The 17,968-nt window shown below is 71.4% G+C and carries 14 protein-coding genes; 5 read left to right on the plus strand and 9 right to left on the minus strand.

Annotation, left to right across the window (positions count from 1 at the left end; translation table 11 throughout):
- Positions 1–196 precede the first annotated feature (196 nt).
- The 7 genes from ACGFYV_RS23230 to tkt are packed head-to-tail and all read right to left on the minus strand — an operon-like array spanning position 197 to position 9,179.
- Positions 197–790, minus strand: a complete 594-nt coding sequence (locus ACGFYV_RS23230) for a histidine phosphatase family protein (RefSeq protein WP_393880342.1) — start codon at positions 788–790, stop codon at positions 197–199.
- 5 nt (positions 791–795) lie between these two features.
- Entirely contained in the window at positions 796–1,674 is an 879-nt protein-coding gene (gene gnd, locus ACGFYV_RS23235) for a phosphogluconate dehydrogenase (NAD(+)-dependent, decarboxylating) (RefSeq protein ID WP_393880400.1), read from the minus strand.
- Between the two features lie 10 nt (positions 1,675–1,684).
- The gene (pgi, locus tag ACGFYV_RS23240; RefSeq protein ID WP_393880343.1) at positions 1,685–3,376 is read right to left on the minus strand and encodes a glucose-6-phosphate isomerase; all 1,692 of its coding nucleotides are present in this window, start codon (positions 3,374–3,376) and stop codon (positions 1,685–1,687) included.
- A gap of 1 nt (position 3,377) precedes the next feature.
- Positions 3,378–4,304 carry a glucose-6-phosphate dehydrogenase assembly protein OpcA gene (gene opcA / locus ACGFYV_RS23245; RefSeq protein ID WP_393880344.1) on the minus strand — a complete coding sequence of 309 codons (927 nt, stop codon included), beginning with the start codon at positions 4,302–4,304 and terminating at the stop codon, positions 3,378–3,380.
- Positions 4,301–5,911 (minus strand): glucose-6-phosphate dehydrogenase, encoded by a 1,611-nt coding sequence (gene zwf / locus ACGFYV_RS23250; RefSeq protein WP_393880345.1) that lies wholly within the window; start codon positions 5,909–5,911, stop codon positions 4,301–4,303. The genes opcA and zwf overlap by 4 nt, the downstream gene beginning before the upstream one ends.
- On the minus strand, positions 5,908–7,053 hold the full coding sequence (gene tal, locus ACGFYV_RS23255) for a transaldolase (protein ID WP_393880346.1): 1,146 nt from the start codon (positions 7,051–7,053) through the stop codon (positions 5,908–5,910). Before tal ends, zwf begins: the two co-directional genes overlap by 4 nt.
- A gap of 50 nt (positions 7,054–7,103) precedes the next feature.
- The gene (gene tkt, locus ACGFYV_RS23260; protein WP_393880347.1) at positions 7,104–9,179 is read right to left on the minus strand and encodes a transketolase; all 2,076 of its coding nucleotides are present in this window, start codon (positions 9,177–9,179) and stop codon (positions 7,104–7,106) included.
- A 144-nt stretch (positions 9,180–9,323) separates the two neighbouring features.
- Here tkt and ACGFYV_RS23265 point away from each other — a divergent pair, with 144 nt between their 5' ends.
- The 4 genes from ACGFYV_RS23265 (at position 9,324) to ACGFYV_RS23280 (ending at position 13,477) form a co-directional block, all read left to right on the plus strand.
- A complete protein-coding gene (locus ACGFYV_RS23265; protein WP_393880348.1) occupies positions 9,324–10,325 on the plus strand; it encodes a helix-turn-helix domain-containing protein in 1,002 nt (333 codons plus the stop codon).
- Positions 10,326–10,585: 260 nt separating this feature from the next.
- Positions 10,586–11,104: a hypothetical protein gene (locus tag ACGFYV_RS23270; RefSeq protein WP_393880349.1), complete on the plus strand. Its 519-nt coding sequence runs from the start codon at positions 10,586–10,588 to the stop codon at positions 11,102–11,104.
- A 142-nt stretch (positions 11,105–11,246) separates the two neighbouring features.
- On the plus strand, positions 11,247–12,488 hold the full coding sequence (locus ACGFYV_RS23275) for a Dyp-type peroxidase (protein ID WP_393880350.1): 1,242 nt from the start codon (positions 11,247–11,249) through the stop codon (positions 12,486–12,488).
- Between the two features lie 23 nt (positions 12,489–12,511).
- Positions 12,512–13,477, plus strand: a complete 966-nt coding sequence (locus tag ACGFYV_RS23280) for a catalase (RefSeq protein WP_393880351.1) — start codon at positions 12,512–12,514, stop codon at positions 13,475–13,477.
- A gap of 534 nt (positions 13,478–14,011) precedes the next feature.
- Here the strand turns inward: ACGFYV_RS23280 and ACGFYV_RS23285 are convergent.
- Positions 14,012–14,584 carry a DUF4981 domain-containing protein gene (locus tag ACGFYV_RS23285; RefSeq protein WP_393880352.1) on the minus strand — a complete coding sequence of 191 codons (573 nt, stop codon included), beginning with the start codon at positions 14,582–14,584 and terminating at the stop codon, positions 14,012–14,014.
- A 153-nt stretch (positions 14,585–14,737) separates the two neighbouring features.
- Between ACGFYV_RS23285 and ACGFYV_RS23290 the strand changes: the two genes are divergently transcribed.
- A complete protein-coding gene (locus tag ACGFYV_RS23290; RefSeq protein WP_393880353.1) occupies positions 14,738–16,075 on the plus strand; it encodes a 6-phospho-beta-glucosidase in 1,338 nt (445 codons plus the stop codon).
- Between the two features lie 133 nt (positions 16,076–16,208).
- Here ACGFYV_RS23290 and ACGFYV_RS23295 read toward each other — a convergent pair whose 3' ends face one another.
- Positions 16,209–17,897, minus strand: coding sequence for a carbohydrate binding domain-containing protein (locus ACGFYV_RS23295; RefSeq protein ID WP_393880354.1), 1,689 nt, complete (start codon positions 17,895–17,897; stop codon positions 16,209–16,211).
- Between the last annotated feature and the right edge of the window lie 71 nt (positions 17,898–17,968).

A 17,968-nucleotide genomic window follows, 5' to 3' on the forward strand; every position in this document is an offset into this window, starting at 1 on the left:
CCCGCGCCCTACGTCAACTCGGCGAACACCCCCGACACCCGTCCCCAGCGTCCGACACCCGTACCCGGCGCCGGGCGCCTTCCACCGGCTCATCCGTCCACCAGCTCATCCGCGACGGCGGTCGCCCCGGCGGCCGTACGACACCGGCCCGGGTCACACGAGGTGACCCGGGCCGGTGACACGGCAGGTGCCGCGCTCAGGCGTGTCTGTTCCACTCGGCGATCACGGGCCGCCCGTGTTCCGTGGACAGCCGGCTCACCGTGCCCGTCGCCAGCTGGAACAGGCGGCCGTCGGCGGGCGCAAGGCCCAGCCGGCGGGCGGTGAGCACCCGCAGGAAGTGGGCGTGCGCGACCAGGACGACGTCACCGTCGTCCCCGATGAGGGACTTCTCCAGCCGGGCCAGCACCCGGTCGGCGCGTTCCCCGACCTGCTCGGGCGTCTCGCCGAGGCGCCCCTCGGGGCCGGGCGGAACGCCGTCGGTCCACAGGTCCCAGCCGGGGCGGGTGCGGTGGATCTCGGCGGTGGTGATGCCCTCGTAGCCGCCGTAGTCCCACTCGTGGAGGTCGGGATCGGTCGACGTGCCGGTCAGACCCGCCAGTCGGGCGGTGCGTATCGCGCGGTCCAGCGGGCTGGTCAGCGCCTGGGCAAAGGTCCGTCCGGACAGGAGTGGAGCGAGGGACGTGGCCTGTTCCTCGCCGCGCGTGGTGAGCGGCAGGTCGGTGTGGCTGGTGTGCTTCCCCGACAGGCTCCACTCCGTCTCGCCGTGGCGGACCAGCAGGAGGTCGCCCACGGTGATCAGTCCTTCTTCTCCACGGCGTGGCCGCCGAACTGGTTGCGCAGCGCCGCGATCATCTTCATCTGCGGCGAGTCCTCCTGGCGGGAGGCGAACCGCGCGAACAGGGAGGCGGTGATCGCCGGCAGCGGGACCGCGTTGTCGATGGCGGCCTCGACGGTCCAGCGGCCCTCGCCCGAGTCCTCGGCGTAGCCGCGCAGCTTGTCCAGGTGCTCGTCCTCGTCCAGGGCGTTGACCGCGAGGTCGAGCAGCCAGGAGCGGATGACCGTGCCCTCCTGCCAGGAGCGGAACACCTCGCGGACGTTCTCCACGGAGTGGACCTTCTCCAGCAGCTCCCAGCCCTCGGCGTAGGCCTGCATCATGGCGTACTCGATGCCGTTGTGGACCATCTTGGAGAAGTGCCCGGCGCCGACCCGGCCCGCGTGGACGTAGCCGTACGGGCCCTCCGGCTTGAGCGCCTCGAAGATCGGGAGCAGCCGGTCCACGTTCCCCTTGTCGCCGCCGACCATGAGCGCGTAGCCGTTCTCCAGGCCCCACACGCCGCCGGAGACGCCCGCGTCGACGAAGCCGATGCCCTTGATGCCGAGGGCGGCGGCGTGCTTCTCGTCGTCCGTCCAGCGGGAGTTGCCGCCGTCCACCACGACGTCGCCGGGGGAGAGCAGGTCGCCCAGCTCGTCGATGACCATCTGGGTGGCGGTGCCGGCCGGGACCATCACCCAGATCGTGCGCGGCGCGTCCAGCTTCTCGACCAGTTCGGCGACGCTCTTGACGTCGGAGACCTCGGGGTTGCGGTCGTAGCCGATGACGGTGTGGCCGGCGCGGCGGATCCGCTCGCGCATGTTGCCGCCCATCTTGCCGAGACCGATGAGGCCCAACTGCATCGCTGTCATGTCAGTTCACTTCCTGAGCGTTCTTGAGGGTGCGGTAGGCGGCGACGAGGGCCGTGGTGGAGGGGTCGAGACCGGGGACGGCGTCCGCCGCGGCGGCGGCCGACGCGAACGTCCCGGTGAGCGCGGGCTCGATGCGCTTGGCGAGGACCTTGCCCAGCTCCACGCCCCACTGGTCGAAGGAGTCGATGTTCCAGACCGCGCCCTGCACGAACACCTTGTGCTCGTAGAGGGCGATCAGCTGACCGAGCACGGACGGGGTCAGCTCGCGGGCGAGGATCGTGGTGGTGGGGTGGCTGCCGGCGAAGGTGCGGTGCGCCACCTGCTCCTCGGGCACGCCCTCCGCGCGGACCTCCTCGGCGGTCTTGCCGAAGGCGAGGGCCTGGGTCTGGGCGAAGAAGTTGGCCATCAACAGGTCGTGCTGGGCGGCGAGTTCACCGCTCAGCTCGGCCACCGGCCGGGCGAAGCCGATGAAGTCGGCCGGAATGATCTTCGTGCCCTGGTGGATCAACTGGTAGTACGCGTGCTGCCCGTTGGTCCCCGGGGTGCCCCACACGACGGGGCCGGTCTGCCACTGAACCGGACGGCCGTCGCGCTGCACCGACTTGCCGTTGGACTCCATGTCCAGCTGCTGGAGATACGCGGTGAACTTCGACAGGTAGTGGCTGTACGGCAGGACCGCGTGCGACTGGGCGTCGAAGAAATTGCCGTACCAGATCCCCAACAGGCCCAGCAGGAGCGGGGCGTTGTCCTCGGCCGGGGCGGTGCGGAAGTGGTCGTCGACCAGCCGGAAGCCGTTCAGCATCTCCCGGAAGCCGTCCGGGCCGATGGCGATCATCAGGGACAGGCCGATCGCGGAGTCGTACGAGTAGCGCCCGCCGACCCAGTCCCAGAACTCGAACATGTTGGCCGTGTCGATGCCGAACTCGGCGACCTTCTCAGCGTTGGTCGACAGCGCCACGAAGTGCTTGGCGACGGCCTTCTCGTCGCCCCCGAAGGCCTTCAGCAGCCAGGAGCGGGCCGAGGTCGCGTTCGTGATCGTCTCGATCGTGGTGAAGGTCTTGGACGCGACGATGAACAGGGTCTCGGCCGGGTCCAGGTCCCGGGTCGCCTCGTGCAGGTCGGCGCCGTCCACGTTGGAGACGAAGCGGAGCGTGAGGTCGCGGTCGGTGAAGCTGCGCAGCACCTCGTAGGCCATCGCCGGGCCGAGGTCGGAGCCGCCGATGCCGATGTTGACGACGTTGCGGATCCGGCTGCCGGTGTGACCGGTCCACTCGCCCGAGCGGACCCGCTCGGCGAAGCCTGCCATCTTGTCGAGGACGGCGTGCACCTGCGGGACGACGTTCTCCCCGTCGACCTCGATCACCGCGTCACGCGGGGCCCGCAGCGCGGTGTGCAGCACCGCCCGCCACTCGGTGACGTTGATCCTGTCACCGCGGAACATGGCGTCGCGGAGGCCGAAGACGTCGGTGGCCGCCGCCAACTCCCGCAGCAGCCGCAGCGTCTCGTCGGTGATCAGGTGCTTGCTGTAGTCGATGTGCAGGTCGCCGACCCGGGCGACGTAGCGCTCGGCGCGGCCGGGATCTGCCGCGAACAGCTCGCGCAGGGACGGCACGCCCGCGGCGCGGTGGCCGGCGAGCGCCGTCCACTCGGGCCGGCGGTCGAGCGGGGTGGTGTCTGACGGTGCGTCGGACATGTCAGGCGTTCTCCTTGCCGGCCTCGCCCTTGAGGGCGATCGCGTACATCTCGTCGGCGTCGAGGCGGCGCAGCTCCTCGGCGATGAGTTCGGAGGTGGGGCGGACCTTCAGGGCCAGGGTGCGCGGCGGCTGGCCCGGCAGGGTCAGCGAGGCCAGCGGCCCCTCGGGACGGTCGATGACGGCCTCGCCGTTCGCGGTGCCCAGGCGTACGGCCGTCACGACCGGCCCCCCGGTGACCACGCGCTCCACGGGCACCTTCAGCCGGGCCTCCAGCCAGCGCGCGAGGAGTTCGGCGCTGGGGTTGTCCGCCTCGGCCTCCACGGCCGCCGACGTCACCTTCGCGCGCGCCTGGTCCAGGGCGGCGGCGAGCATCGAGCGCCACAGGGTCAGCCGGGTCCAGGCGAGGTCGGTGTCGCCGGGCGCGTAGTTGCGCGCCCGGGTCTCCAGGACCTCCATGGGCTTGTCGAACGCGTACAGGTCGGTGATCCGCCGCTGGGCGAGCGCGCCGAGCGGGTCCTTGGCGGGGGCGTCGGGCGCGTCCACCGGCCACCACACGACCACCGGGGCGTCCGGCAGCAGCAGCGGCAGCACCACGGAGTCGGCGTGGTCGGACACCTCTCCGTAGGTGCGCAGCACGACCGTCTCGCCGGTGCCGGCCTCGCTGCCGACCCGTACCTCGGCGTCCAGCCGGGAGGCGGTGCGGTCGCGCAGGGTGCGCACGTGCCGCTTGATGACCACCAGCGTCCGCATGGGGTGCTCGTGCGAGGCCTCCTCGGCGGCCTTGATCGCGTCGTAGGCGTTCTCCTCGTCCGTGACGATGACCATCGTCAGGACCATGCCCACGGCCGGGGTGCCGATGGCGCGCCGCCCGTCGACCAGCGCCTTGTTGATCTTGCTTGCCGTGGTGTCGGTCAGGTCGATCTTCATGGCCTGCGCCAGCTCCGTCCGTCTCGTGCGAGCATCTCGTCCGCTTCCTGCGGGCCCCAGGTGCCCGAGGGGTACTGCGCCGGCGTGCCGTTCGCGGCCCAGTACTCCTCGATGGGGTCGAGGATCTTCCAGGACTCTTCCACTTCCTGGTGCCGGGGGAACAGGTTGGCGTCGCCGAGCAGCACGTCCAGGATGAGCCGCTCGTACGCCTCCGGGCTCGACTCCGTGAACGACTCGCCGTAGGCGAAGTCCATGGACACGTCCCTGATCTCCATCGACGTGCCCGGCACCTTGGAACCGAACCGGACGGTCATGCCCTCGTCGGGCTGGACGCGGATGACGATCGCGTTCTGGCCGAGTTCCTCGGTGGCGGTGGAGTCGAACGGGGAGTGCGGGGCCCGCTTGAAGACGACCGCGATCTCGGTGACCCGGCGGCCGAGGCGCTTGCCGGTGCGCAGATAGAAGGGGACGCCCGCCCAGCGGCGGTTGTCGATCCCGAGCTTGATCGCCGCGAAGGTGTCGGTCTTCGACTTCGGGTCGATGCCGTCCTCTTCGAGGTAGCCGACGACCCGCTCGCCGCCCTGCCAGCCGTCCGCGTACTGGCCGCGTACGGTGTGCGCGCCGAGGTCGTCGGGCAGCCGCACCGACTTGAGCACCTTCAGCTTCTCGGTGAGCAGCGCCTCCGCGTCGAACGCGATCGGCTCCTCCATGGTGGTCAGCGCCATCAGCTGCAGCAGGTGGTTCTGGATGACGTCACGGGCGGCGCCGATGCCGTCGTAGTAGCCGGCCCGGCCGCCGATGCCGATGTCCTCGGCCATCGTGATCTGCACGTGGTCGACGTAACTGCGGTTCCAGATCGGCTCGTACATCTGGTTGGCGAAGCGCAGCGCCAGGATGTTCTGGACGGTCTCCTTGCCGAGGTAGTGGTCGATCCGGAACACCTGGTCCGGCTCGAACACCTCGTGCACGATCGCGTTCAGCTCACGGGCGCTGGCCAGGTCGTGGCCGAACGGCTTCTCGATGACCGCGCGCCGCCAGGAGCCCTCCGGGCCGTCCGCCAGGCCGTGCTTCTTCAGCTGCTGGACGACCTTCGGGAAGAACTTCGGCGGTACCGAGAGGTAGAAGGCGAAGTTGCCGCCGGTGCCCCGGGACGCGTTCAGCTCGTCGACCGCGCCCTTGAGGTGCTTGAAGGCGGTGTCGTCGTCGAAGTCGCCGGGCACGAACCGCATGCCCTCGGCGAGTTGCTGCCACACCTCCTCCCGGAACGGGGTACGGGCGTGCTCCTTCACCGCGTCGTGCACGACCTGCGCGAAGTCCTGGTCCTCCCAGTCCCGGCGGGCGAACCCGACCAGGGAGAAGCCCGGCGGCAGCAGGCCGCGGTTGGCCAGGTCGTACACGGCCGGCATCAGCTTCTTGCGGGACAGGTCGCCGGTCACGCCGAAGATGACCAGTCCGGACGGGCCCGCGATGCGGGGCAGCCGGCGGTCGCGGGCGTCCCGCAGCGGGTTCGCCCAGTCGGCCGCCAGGGCGGCCGGGGCCACCGGGGCGGCCGGCGCGGGTGCCTCCGCGACGGGGCGTGTCTTCGGCTCGGCGGGCTCGGTGGTCATCGCGCGTCCACTCCCTTGCTCCTCAGCGACTCGGTGACGGCGTCCAGCAGCTCCTGCCAGGCCGTCTCGAACTTGGCGACGCCTTCGTCCTCCAGCTGCTGGACGACCTCGTCGTAGGAGATGCCGAGCCGCTCGACGGCGGCCAGGTCGGCGCGGGCCTGCGCGTAGCCGCCGCTCACCGTGTCGCCGGTGATCTCGCCGTGGTCCGATGTGGCGTTCAGCGTGGCCTCCGGCATCGTGTTGACGGTGCCGGGCGCGACCAGCTCGTCCACGTACAGGGTGTCCTTGTACGCGGGGTCCTTCACACCGGTGGACGCCCACAGCGGGCGCTGCTTGTTCGCCTTGTCACCGGAGAGGGCCAGCCAGCGGTCGGAGGAGAAGACCTCCTCGTACGCCTCGTAGGCGAGGCGGGCGTTGGCGAGGGCCGCGCGGCCCTTCAGCGCGAGGGCCTCGTCGGTGCCGAGGGCGGTCAGCCGCTTGTCGATCTCCGAGTCCACCCGGGAGACGAAGAACGACGCCACCGAGTGGATCCTCGACAGGTCCAGGCCGCGCTCGCGGGCCTTCTCCAGGCCGGCCAGGTAGGCGGCCATGACCTCGCGGTAGCGCTCCAGGGAGAAGATCAGGGTCACGTTGACGCTGATGCCCAGGCCGATGACCTCGGTGATCGCCGGCAGGCCGGCCTTCGTCGCCGGGATCTTGATCATCACGTTGGGGCGGTCGACCAGCCAGTTCAGCTGCTTGGCCTCCGCGACGGTCGCCGCGCTCTCGTGCGCGAGGCGCGGGTCGACCTCGATGGAGACCCGGCCGTCACGGCCCTGGGAGGCGTCGTACACCGGGCGCAGCAGGTCGGAGGCGTCCCGCACGTCGGCGGTCGTCATCATCCGCACGGCCTCGTCGACCGTGACACCGCGCACCGCGAGGTCGGTCAGCTGCTCCTCGTACCCCTCGCCGGAGCCTATGGCGGCCTGGAAGATCGACGGGTTGGTGGTGACGCCGACGACGCCGCCGCTTTCCACCAGCGCGGCGAGGCTGCCCGAGGTGATGCGCTGACGCGACAGGTCGTCCAGCCATACCGACACGCCCTCGTCGGCGAGACGCTTCAGGGCTCCGGGGGTGGCGATTGCTTCGGTCACAGTGCTCATCTTTCTTGGTCGCGTCCTTCTTTGTCGCATCGTCGCTCGAACTCGGGGGATCAGATCCGCGTGGCCGCGAGCGACTCGCGGGCCGCGGCGGCGACGTTCTCGGGGGTGAAGCCGTACTCGGCGAACAGGGTCTTCGCGTCGGCGGAGGCACCGAAGTGCTCCAGCGAGACGATCCGTCCCGCGTCGCCCACGAACCGGTACCAGGTCAGAGCGATGCCGGCCTCGACGGCGACCCGCGCCTTCACGGCGGGCGGCAGGACGCTCTCGCGGTAGGCGCGCGGCTGCTGCTCGAACCACTCCACGGACGGCATGGACACCACGCGGGTGCCGACACCCTCCGCCTCCAGCAGCTCCCGGGCGCCGACGGCCATCTGCACCTCGGAGCCGGTCGCGATGAGGATCACCTCCGGGACCTCGGTCGAGGACTCGCGCAGCACGTACCCGCCCTTGGCCGCGTCCTCGTTCGGCGCGTACACCGGCACGCCCTGGCGGGTCAGCGCGAGCCCGTGCGGGGCCGGGTCGGTGGCGTGCCTCTTCAGGATCTCGGCCCAGGCGATCGTGGTCTCGTTGGCGTCCGCCGGGCGGACGACGTTCAGGCCCGGGATCGCGCGCAGCGCGGCCAGGTGCTCGACCGGCTGGTGGGTGGGGCCGTCCTCGCCGAGACCGACGGAGTCGTGCGTCCACACGTACGTCACCGGCAGCTGCATCAGCGCCGACATCCGTACGGCGTTGCGCATGTAGTCGGAGAACACCAGGAAGGTGCCGCCGTAGACGCGGGTGTTGCCGTGCAGGGCGATGCCGTTCATCTCCGCCGCCATCGAGAACTCGCGGATGCCGAAGTGGACGGTACGGCCGTACGGGTCGGCCTCGGGCAGCGGGTTGCCCTTCGGCAGGAAGGAGCTGTTCTTGTCGATGGTCGTGTTGTTCGACCCGGCGAGGTCGGCGGAGCCTCCCCACAGCTCGGGCAGGACCGGGCCGAGCGCCTGCAGCGTCTTGCCGGACGCGGCGCGGGTCGCGACGGACGTGCCCTCCTCGAACACCGGCAGCGCGTCCTGCCAGCCCTCGGGCAGCTCGCCCTTGCTGATCCGGTCGAAGAGCGCGGCCCGCCCCGGGTTCGCGGTGCGCCACTCGGCGATCCGCTTGTCCCAGGCCGCGTGCGCCTCGGCGCCCCGGTCAAGGGCCCGGCGGGCGTGGGCGAGGACCTCGTCCGCGACCTCGAAGCTCTGCTCCGGGTCGAAGCCGAGGACACGCTTGGTGGCGGCGATCTCCTCGGCGCCGAGCGCCGAGCCGTGGGAGGCCTCGGTGTTCCGGGCGTTCGGGGCGGGCCAGGCGATGATCGTGCGCATGGCGATGATCGAGGGCCGCCCGGTCTCGGCCTGCGCCGCCTTCAGCGCCGCGTACAGCGCGGGCGCGTCGACGTCGCCCTCGGCGGTCGGCTCGACGCGCTGGGTGTGCCAGCCGTAGGCCTCGTACCGCTTCAGCACGTCCTCGGAGAAGGCGGTGGCGGTGTCGCCCTCGATGGAGATGTGGTTGTCGTCGTACAGGAAGACCAGGTTGCCGAGCCGCTGGTGACCGGCCATCGAGGAGGCCTCGGCGGAGACGCCCTCCTCCAGGTCGCCGTCCGAGACGATCGCCCAGACGGTGTGGTCGAAGGGGGAGGTGCCCTCGGGGGCCTCCGGGTCGAACAGGCCGCGCTCGTATCGGGCCGCCATCGCCATGCCCACCGCGTTGGCCACGCCCTGGCCGAGCGGCCCGGTCGTGGTCTCGACGCCGGCGGTGTGCCCGTACTCGGGGTGACCGGGCGTCTTCGAACCGTGCGTGCGGAACGCCTTCAGGTCGTCCAGCTCCAGCTCGTACCCGGCGAGGAAGAGCTGGGTGTAGAGCGTCAGGGAGGTGTGGCCGGGGGAGAGGACGAAGCGGTCACGGCCGGTCCACTCGGGGTCGGCCGGGTCGTGATTCATCACCTTCTGAAAGATCGTGTACGCGGCAGGCGCCAGGCTCATCGCGGTGCCAGGGTGTCCGTTGCCGACCTTCTGCACGGCGTCGGCCGCGAGAAGACGGGCCGTGTCCACGGCTCGCCGGTCGAGGTCGGTCCACTCGAAGCCGTCGGATGTCTGCGTGCTCATCTTCAAGGAATCCTCGTTCGATGCGGTTCTGCTGCCGGACGCGTTCAAACTTAAAAGTCTGACTTTTTCGACGGAAGGGCGGGGTGTGTCAGCCTGTGGTGAATCTGGGACACCGGCGCGCGACAGGGACGGCACGAAAAGAACATGAGGGACAGAACCGGCAGGGCGGGCGACGCCGGCACGCGGGAGGGCGGCAGGGCGAGTGAGGGCGGCAAGGCCGGTGCGGGCGGAAAGGCCGGTCAGGGCGGACGGGTGAGTGAGGGTGGCGACGCCGGTGAGGGCGGCGACGGGATCAGGACGTTCCCCTTCCCGACCGAACTGGCCGTCAGAGGCGTCGGCATACAGATCGGCACCATGGGCGGCGACGCCGCATGGCACGGCGAGGCCCCGCTGGACCGCGTCCACCGCATCGACTTCCACGTGGTCATGCTCTTCACGGACGGCCCCGTACGGCACATGATCGACTTCGCCGAGTACGAGGCCGCGGCCGGCGACCTGCTGTGGATCCGCCCCGGGCAGGTCCACCGCTTCTCCCGCACCAGCGAGTACCGCGGCACCGTCCTCGCCATGCAGCCCGGCTTCCTGCCCCGCGCCACCGTCGAGGCCACCGGCCTGTACCGCTACGACCTCCCGCCCCTGCTGCGCCCCGACCCGGCCCAACTCGACGCCCTCGACGCCGCTCTCGCCCAACTGCGCCGCGAGTACGAGGACACCACCACGCTCCCGCTCAGCCTGCACACGGCCGTCCTGCGGCACGGCCTCACCGCGTTCCTGCTGCGCCTCGCCCATCTCGCGGCCAGCTCCGCCAAGGCCGCACAGGAGCAGCCGGACTCCACCTTCACCCTCTTCCGGGACGCCGTCGAGCGCGACTTCGCCACCAACCACAGCGTCAACGCCTACGCGGACGCGCTCGGTTACTCCCGCCGCACCCTCGTGCGCGCCGTCCGCGCGGCCACCGGCGAGACCCCGAAGGGCTTCATCGACAAGCGGGTGATCCTGGAGGCCAAGCGGCTCCTCGCCCACACCGACCTGCCGATCGGCCGCGTCGGGGTCGCCGTCGGCTTCCCCGACGCGGCCAACTTCTCCAAGTTCTTCCACCTGCACACCGGCCAGACACCGGTCGCCTTCCGGGCGGAACTGCGCTGAGCCTGACATCTGATGCACCGGGCCGGCCGGGCGGTGCGGGCGCGGGCCGCCGAGCCCGACAGGTGCCCAATACACCGGACCTGACCCGCCGTTAACTGGTGTTACCGCAGGTCAGCTGGCTGGAAAGCGACTTTGCGCCGACCAGTCAGATGACTTGCACAGGGCCCCGCGCTCCCGCCCACAGTGGAGCCGCGGGACAGTCCCGCGGCCGCGCCCGGCACCGGAGCGCGGACCGGATCCACCGGAGACAGGGGATCGAGATGACCGAGACCACAGTGACCCGTACGCCGCGCAAGGGGCTGCGTACCGGTGTGGTGAGCGAGCTCAGCGTCATTCTCCGGGTCAAGGAGGGACGCGGCCAGGCGCTGCGGGAGTTCTTCGCCCGGGAGGGCGCCGACCCGGAGCACGTCAAGGTGAGCATGGAGACCCTCACCGCGGTCGGCACGCTCCACGAGTCGCGGTACGTGCTGTTCGACGACGACACGAGACTGCTCATCGCGACGAGCTTCGACGGCGACTGGGACCCGTACATCGAGGACTTCGCCCGCTCGAAGGTACTCGCCAACTGGTCGCGCTTCCTCATCCACTGCGAGGGCTTCCCGGAGGAGGACGGCGTCGCCGCGCTCACCATCGACGACTACAAGGAGTTCCTCACCGGGCACCAGGTCACGGCCACCGAGTACTACCGCGTCTACCCGGACATGACGGTGCGTGACGTGCTGCGAGCCCAGCGGGTGGTCTCCGCGTTCAACTCGCTGCTGGACGAGGCGGCCGGCTGACGGCCCAGGGTCCGTCGGCCGGCACCCCGCGAAGGAGACGACCATTCCCCCGTCCACCGTCACGCTGGACCTCGCCGACATCCAGGCGGGCGTCCTGCGCCCACGCCCGTTTCCCTACGCCGCCACGTACTACCTGTTCCGCGTGAGAGATGTCCGCGGCGGGCGGGAGATGCTGCGCCGGCTGGTGCCGCACATCGCGTCCGCCGCCGACACAGACGCGCCTTCCCGGGAGGGCTGGCTGAGTGTCGCCCTGACGTTCCCGGGCCTTCGGGCGCTGGGCGTGCCCGAGGCCGCGCTGGCCGGGTTCCCGGAGCCGTTCCGGGAGGGGATGGCGGCCCGCGCGGACCTCCTCGGCATGACCGGCGACAGTGCCCCGGAGCGCTGGGAGGCGCCCCTGGGCACGTCCGACGTCCACGTCATGCTCACCGTCATCTCGCCCCCGGGGCCCCCTCACGCACGGCTGCTCGAACAAGCCGTCCGGGCGGGCGAGGGGCCCGGCGCCGTGGAGATGATCCACCGCCAGGACGCGTTCATGCTGCCCACCGAACGCGAGCAGTTCGGGTTCCGCGACGGCATCGCCAATCCCGCCGTCGAGGGCGCCGGAGCGCCCATCCGCGATCCGTACGAGACCCCGCTGAAGGCAGGCGAGTTCGTCCTCGGCCATCCCGACGAGAACGGCTTGCTCCCGCCGATGCCCGGCCCGGACATCCTGGGCAGGAACGGCAGTTACGTCGCGTTCCTGAAACTCCATCAGCGGGTCGCCGAGTTCCGCCGCTACGTACGGGACCGCGCGACGGACCGGGACTCCCCGGAGCGCCTCGCGGCGAAGATGGTCGGACGCTGGTCCAGCGGTGCGCCGCTGGAGCTGGCCCCCGACGCCGACGACCCCGTCCTCGGCGCGGACCCGGAACGCCGCGACGCCTTCGGGTACGGCACGGACCACCGCGGTCTGCGCTGCCCGGCCGGCTCGCACATCCGCCGGTCGAATCCCCGGGACGCCTTCGCGGACGAACTGATCGGCACGAACCGGCTGCACCGGATCCTGCGCCGCAGCACCGGTTACGGGCCCCCGCTCCCGCAGGGGGTGATCGAGGACGACGGAGCGGACCGCGGCCTCGTGTTCATCGGTATCGGGGCCCATCTGTCCCGCCAGTTCGAGTTCGTGCAGACCCAGTGGATCAACGAGGGGACCACGATCGGGGCGACCGGGCAGAAGGACCCCCTGATCGGGGCCAACGGCGGCGCGGGGACGTTCACCGTCCCGCAGCGGCCGATCCGCCGGACGCTCAGTGCCCTGCCGACCTTCGTCGTCACCCGCGGCGGCCACTACGGCTTCATACCGGGCCTGAGGGCCCTGCGCTGGATCGCGGACCCGGACTCCTGACCACACCGCACAAGAGGGAGCACATGAATCACGGCCAGTTCTACCGATCCGGCGAACTCGTCGGGCTGATCCACAAGAACGTCGGCACCTTCGGCGGCTTCCACCCCGGCTACCGGGCGGTGCACGCCGACGGCCGGTTCTATGTCGGCAGGTTCGTCCCGACGCCCGAGGCGGCCGGGGTCTCCCGCGCCGCGCACTTCACCACCCCGGTCCCGGCCTCCGTACGCTTCTCGTTCGGCAGCGGGGATCCCGAGGCACCCGCCAGCCCCGTCGTGGCCATGGCGACCCGTTTCTATCTGCCCGACGGGACGGTGACGGACCTGATAGGCATCACCCTGCCGGCGTTCCCCGTGGGCACGCCGGACGATGTCGCGGGGCTGCTGGGTGCGGGCGCCGAGAGCCCGGAGGCGTTGCACGAGTTCGTGGTGTCCCATCCGGGATCGCTGCGCGTGCTGAAACTGCTCGGCGCCCAGCCGGCGCCCACGAGTTTCGCCCACAGCTCGTTCCGCGCGCTGCACGCCTTCCGCTTCGTCGACGGCGCGGGCGACGGGGTGTGGGCGCGCTACCACTGGGAGCCCGAGGAGGGCGAGGCGGGCATGCCCGTCGCGGAACAGGCCGAGCAGCCGCGCACGTACCTCTACGACGAGCTCGACGAGCGGCTGGCAGCCGGGCCCGCGTCCTGGCGGTTGGAGCTGCAGCTGTCGGCCGAGGGCGACTCCCTCACCGACATTTCCGCACTGTGGCCCGAGGACCGGCAACGGATCGTCGCCGGACGTCTGGAACTGGTGCGCGCCGCCGACCCCGCGGAGCTGGGCGACCCGGTGCTCATGCACGACCCCACGCAGGTGACCGACGGCATCGAGGTCCACCCGGACGACCAGGTCATGAGCGCACGTCGCGGCGCCTATCTGACGTCCGCGGCGGAGCGTACGGGCGGCTGGCAGGCACGGGCCGCCGCGCTGTGCCCCTTCGGCGGGACGGCCGGGTAGCCGCGGGCCGGTGCGCGACGAAGCCACCGGTGGATCCCTTCGAGGGACCCACCGGTGGCCTTCGCACCAGGAGCCGCGCGCCGGAAGCCGCCGGGATCGTCCGGTTCCTCGGCCGGGGCGTACGTGAAATCGATGCGGCGGCGAACCGCCCCGGCCGCCTGCCGGTCGACAGGCCCGGCAGGAACCGCGGCACACCGGCGGTGGCCGGCTGGGCGGCGAGAGCCCCGGGGCGGGCACCTCGGCAACTGAACCGCCCCCGGACTTCGCCGGACCCGCTTGGCCACTCGGCCGTTCGAGGGCGGCCCGCGTCCGGTCAGTGACCGAAGTCGAACCAGTTCACGTTCACGAAGAGCGCGGCGGACGGAACGCCGTCGCCGGGTGGGGGTGTGCGGGTGTCTGCCGTCCGTGGGCGATATACCGGAGGTTTCACTCATGGGGGGTGCCTCTCGGGTACGCGATGAGACGCGCGGGCACCCTTGAGAGCGCTCTCAAGGGTGCCGCCAATGTGCTCCCCGCCTCCGCGGTCGTCAAGAGTCAAAGCAAGCGAACTCCGTCTGCTTCAAGGGAGTTCACTGCGTGAAGCCGTGGGGGAGTGGTGGTGCGGGGGCTCCGGTGGGCGGGGGCGAGGTGCAGCAGGCGGCCCGGCTGCCGTACCGGTTCGCCGGGGTGTGCCGAGGGCGCGTCGACCGGTTGCCGCTCCGGTGCGGCGGTCGCCCCGCACAGGAGTACCCGGGGCGCGCACACCTCGGTGCCGTACGGCGCCCACGGCCCGTCCACGGCGGCCGTCACCCGCAACGTCAGCCACATCTCGCCGCCGTCCCGCGGCAGCGCGAAGGGGAGCGGTACGGCGGCGGTCTCGCCCGCACACAGAGCGGGCAGCTCGGCCGGTGCGCGCAGCACGCGGCCGTCGGCCGGAACCAGCTCCCACGCTCCCGCCAGCCACTCCAGGCCACGGCCGCGCTGCCGATTGGTGAGGACGATCCCCTCGTGCCGGAAGCACCGGATGCCGACCGGGGCGACCGGGGCAGCCAGGGCGGCTGGGGCGACCTGGGCGACCGCGTCCAAGGGCGCGCACGCCGCGCTCCCGACGTCTCTTCCCCCGCGCACGCTTCGCGCAATTCCCTCGCTCACGCTCCGCAGAATCCCCTGGTCCCGGGACCCGCGGATGAAGCCGCTCTGAAGGGCGGACGTGGTCTCGATGGCCGCGCAGTGGTCGGCGGGAGCGGGCCGCCCGGCCCGGCCGTCCTCTAGGGTGCGACTGTGAGGCTGACGATTCTGGGTGGCGGCGGGTTCCGGGTGCCGCTCGTCCACGGTGCACTGCTGGCCGACCACGCCGAGGGGCGGGTCACGGAGGTCGTCCTGCACGACCTGGACGGCGACCGGCTGCGTGCGGTGACCCGGGTCCTGGCGGAACAGGCCGCCGGTGTCCCGGACGCGCCCACGGTGACCGCCACGACCGACCTCGACGAGGCCCTGCGCGGCGCCGACTTCGTCTTCTCCGCGATCCGGGTCGGCGGTCTGCAGGGCCGCGCCGACGACGAGCGGGTCGCCCTCGCCGAGGGCGTCCTCGGACAGGAGACGGTCGGCGCCGGCGGCATCGCCTACGGCCTGCGGACCGTCCCCGTCGCCGTGGACATCGCCCGGCGCGTGGCGCGGCTCGCCCCCGACGCGTGGGTCATCAACTTCACCAACCCGGCCGGACTCGTCACCGAGGCCATGTCCCGGCACCTCGGCGACCGGGTCATCGGCATCTGCGACTCACCGGTCGGCCTCGGCCGCCGTATCGCCCGCGTCCTCGGCGCCGACCCCGGCGAGGCCTATATCGACTACGTCGGCCTCAACCACCTCGGCTGGGTGCGCGGCCTGCGGATCGCCGGGCGCGACGAACTGCCGCGGCTGCTCGCCGACCCGGCCCTGCTGGGCTCCTTCGAGGAGGGCCGGCTCTTCGGCGCCGACTGGCTCCGCTCCCTCGGCGCCGTCCCCAACGAGTACCTGCACTACTACTACTTCAACCGGGAGACCGTCCGCGCCTACCAGGAGGCCGAGCAGACACGCGGCGCGTTCCTGCGCGACCAGCAGGCCCGCTTCTACGAGGAGGCGACGGACCCCGGCGTCCCCGCGCTGGCCGCCTGGGACCGCACCCGCGCCGAGCGCGAGGCGACGTACATGTCCGAGAACCGGGAGGCGGCGGGTGCGGGCGAACGCGAGGAGGACGACCTGTCCGGCGGGTACGAGAAGGTCGCCCTCGCCCTGATGCGGGCCATCGCCCGGGACGAGCGCGCCACGCTCATCCTGAACGTCCGCAACCGCTCCACCCTCGCCGCACTCGACGCCGACGCCGTGATCGAGGTGCCGTGTCTCGTCGACGCCAACGGCGCCCACCCGCTCACCGTCGACCCGCTGCCCGGCCACGCCACCGGACTGGTCTGCGCGGTGAAGGCCGTCGAACGCGAGGTGCTCGCCGCCGCCGGGTCCGGCTCGCGCGCGACCGCCGTCAAGGCGTTCGCCCTGCACCCCCTCGTCGACTCGGTCGACGTGGCCCGCCGCCTCGTCGACGGCTACACCGCGGTGCACCCGGGCCTGGCGTATCTGAGGTAGCGGGTCACAGGCAGCCGTTCCGGTGCTGGTCGCGCTCCTGGAACGCGGCCTGGGCGGAGGGCTTCCTGTGACCCGCTGCGGTGGCCTGCCGCCGGACTTCCGGGGATCAGGACTTCCGGGGATCCGGGAGGGGTCAGCCGGTGAAGCCGGCCGTGATCGAGGTGAACTGCCACGTGCTCTGGCTGATGCCGGAGCAGTTCTCGACCACGCCGCCGCCCGGGCACGGGCGGTCACGGTTGACGGACCAGAAGGCGAGCCGCGCGAGGTGGTGTGCGTTCGCGTAGTCGCGGATCTGGGTCCAGATCGCCGCGGTGGTGGTCTCCTGCTGGTCCGACACGCCGTTCATGCCGGAGATGCCGATGTGGGAGTACGCCGTGGCGTCGTCCCAGCCGAAGGTCGACTTGAGCTTGGCCTTCAGCCCCTCCGCCGCGTTCACCGTGTTGCCGTACATGTCCGAGCCGCCGCCGAAGTCGAACGGCATGATCGTGAACACGTCGATGTTCGCGCCGAGCGACTGGGCCTGCTCGATGAGCCGGTTGCCGTAGTAGGTCGGGCCGGTGGTCGAGGTGCCGAAGGTGACGATGGTCTTCAGGCCGGGGTTGTTGGCCTTGACCGTCTTCAGCGCGGTCAGGATCCTCGCCTGTACGGCCTCGTTCTCGAACTCGTCCGTGTTCTCGATGTCCATGTCGATCGCCTTGAGGCCGTATGCGTTGATCACCTTCTGCAGGGCTCCGGCGAGCGCGCTCGCGGAGGAGCAGTTGGCGCCGAGCTTGCTGCCCTGCCAGCCGCCGAACGACGGGACGATGTCACCGCCCGCCGAGCGGATCTTGTTGATGGCGCTCTGGTCCGCGCCGCCGGTCAGCGGCCGGCTGCCGTCCCAGGCGGGGGTGCAGCCGCCGGAATCCAGCACGAACGCCATGGTGAACCACTTGATCCCGGTCGCGCTCATCACCGTCGTCGGATCCGGCGGATCGCCCCAGCCCTCGTACAGGTACGGCGCCGCCTGCTTGAACCCGGTGCCGCCGCCCGAGCCCGCGTCCGTCGTGACGCTCACGGAGTTGGAGGCCGGCGAGGTGTTCCCGGCCGCGTCGCGTGCCTTCACCGTGAAGGTGTACGACGTGCTCGGCGAGAGCCCGCCGACGGTGGCGGACGTGCCGGAGACGCTGGTGACCAGGGACGAGCCGTTGTAGACGTCGTACGCCGTGACGCCCACGTTGTCCGTCGCGGGGTTCCAGCCGAGGGACACGCTGGACGATGTTTTGCCGGTCGAGGTGAGCCCGCCGGGCGCGGTCGGCGCCTGGGTGTCCCCGCCGCCTCCGCCGCCGCCCGGACCGTCCAGGCTGATGTCGTCGGCCCAGTAGGTGCCCTGGGCGTACCAGCCGTGCACATAGATGGTCGCGCTGGTCTGCGAGGCGCCGGTGGTGAAGGAGACGGTGAGCGGGCTGTACGCGGACGGGGACGTCGTCCAGGTGGAGGCGCCGCCGTCCACGCCGAGGTAGACGTACGAGCCGCGGACCCAGCCGCTGAGGCTGTACGTCGTGTTCGGCTGGACCGCGACGGTCTGGGTGCACTGCGCGTTGTCGCTGTCGGACGCGGCGCCTTGAAGGGCCTTGGAGCCGCCGTGGACGGGAGAGGAGACGACGGAACCGAGATTGCCGGTACAGCTCCAGGGGGAGAGACTCCCCGACTCGAAACCGGCGTTGGTGAGGATGTTGGCCGCTTGAGCGGTGCCCGGCAGCGCGATGGCCCCGCCGAGTGCGAGAGCGGCGGAGCCGAGCAGGGCGAGGAACCGGCGTCTGGGACGCCCGAGTGTGTGACGCACGCGATCTCCCTGTGGGGATGGGGGTGTTCGGGAGTGCAGGGGAGTGCGGAAGCGGTGCGTCACATAAGTTG

Origin of the sequence: Streptomyces sp. NPDC048297, assembly GCF_043201585.1 — a bacterium.
Lineage (GTDB): Bacteria > Actinomycetota > Actinomycetes > Streptomycetales > Streptomycetaceae > Streptomyces.

Coding starts and splice junctions, on each gene's coding strand:
- pgi (WP_393880343.1), bottom strand. CDS start 3,376: ATGTCCGACGCACCGTCAGACACCACCCCGCTCGACCGCCGGCCCGAG.
- tkt (WP_393880347.1), bottom strand. CDS start 9,179: ATGAGCACGCAGACATCCGACGGCTTCGAGTGGACCGACCTCGACCGG.
- ACGFYV_RS23265 (WP_393880348.1), top strand. CDS start 9,324: ATGAGGGACAGAACCGGCAGGGCGGGCGACGCCGGCACGCGGGAGGGC.
- tal (WP_393880346.1), bottom strand. CDS start 7,053: ATGAGCACTGTGACCGAAGCAATCGCCACCCCCGGAGCCCTGAAGCGT.
- ACGFYV_RS23280 (WP_393880351.1), top strand. CDS start 12,512: ATGAATCACGGCCAGTTCTACCGATCCGGCGAACTCGTCGGGCTGATC.
- opcA (WP_393880344.1), bottom strand. CDS start 4,304: ATGAAGATCGACCTGACCGACACCACGGCAAGCAAGATCAACAAGGCG.
- zwf (WP_393880345.1), bottom strand. CDS start 5,911: ATGACCACCGAGCCCGCCGAGCCGAAGACACGCCCCGTCGCGGAGGCA.
- ACGFYV_RS23270 (WP_393880349.1), top strand. CDS start 10,586: ATGACCGAGACCACAGTGACCCGTACGCCGCGCAAGGGGCTGCGTACC.
- gnd (WP_393880400.1), bottom strand. CDS start 1,674: ATGCAGTTGGGCCTCATCGGTCTCGGCAAGATGGGCGGCAACATGCGC.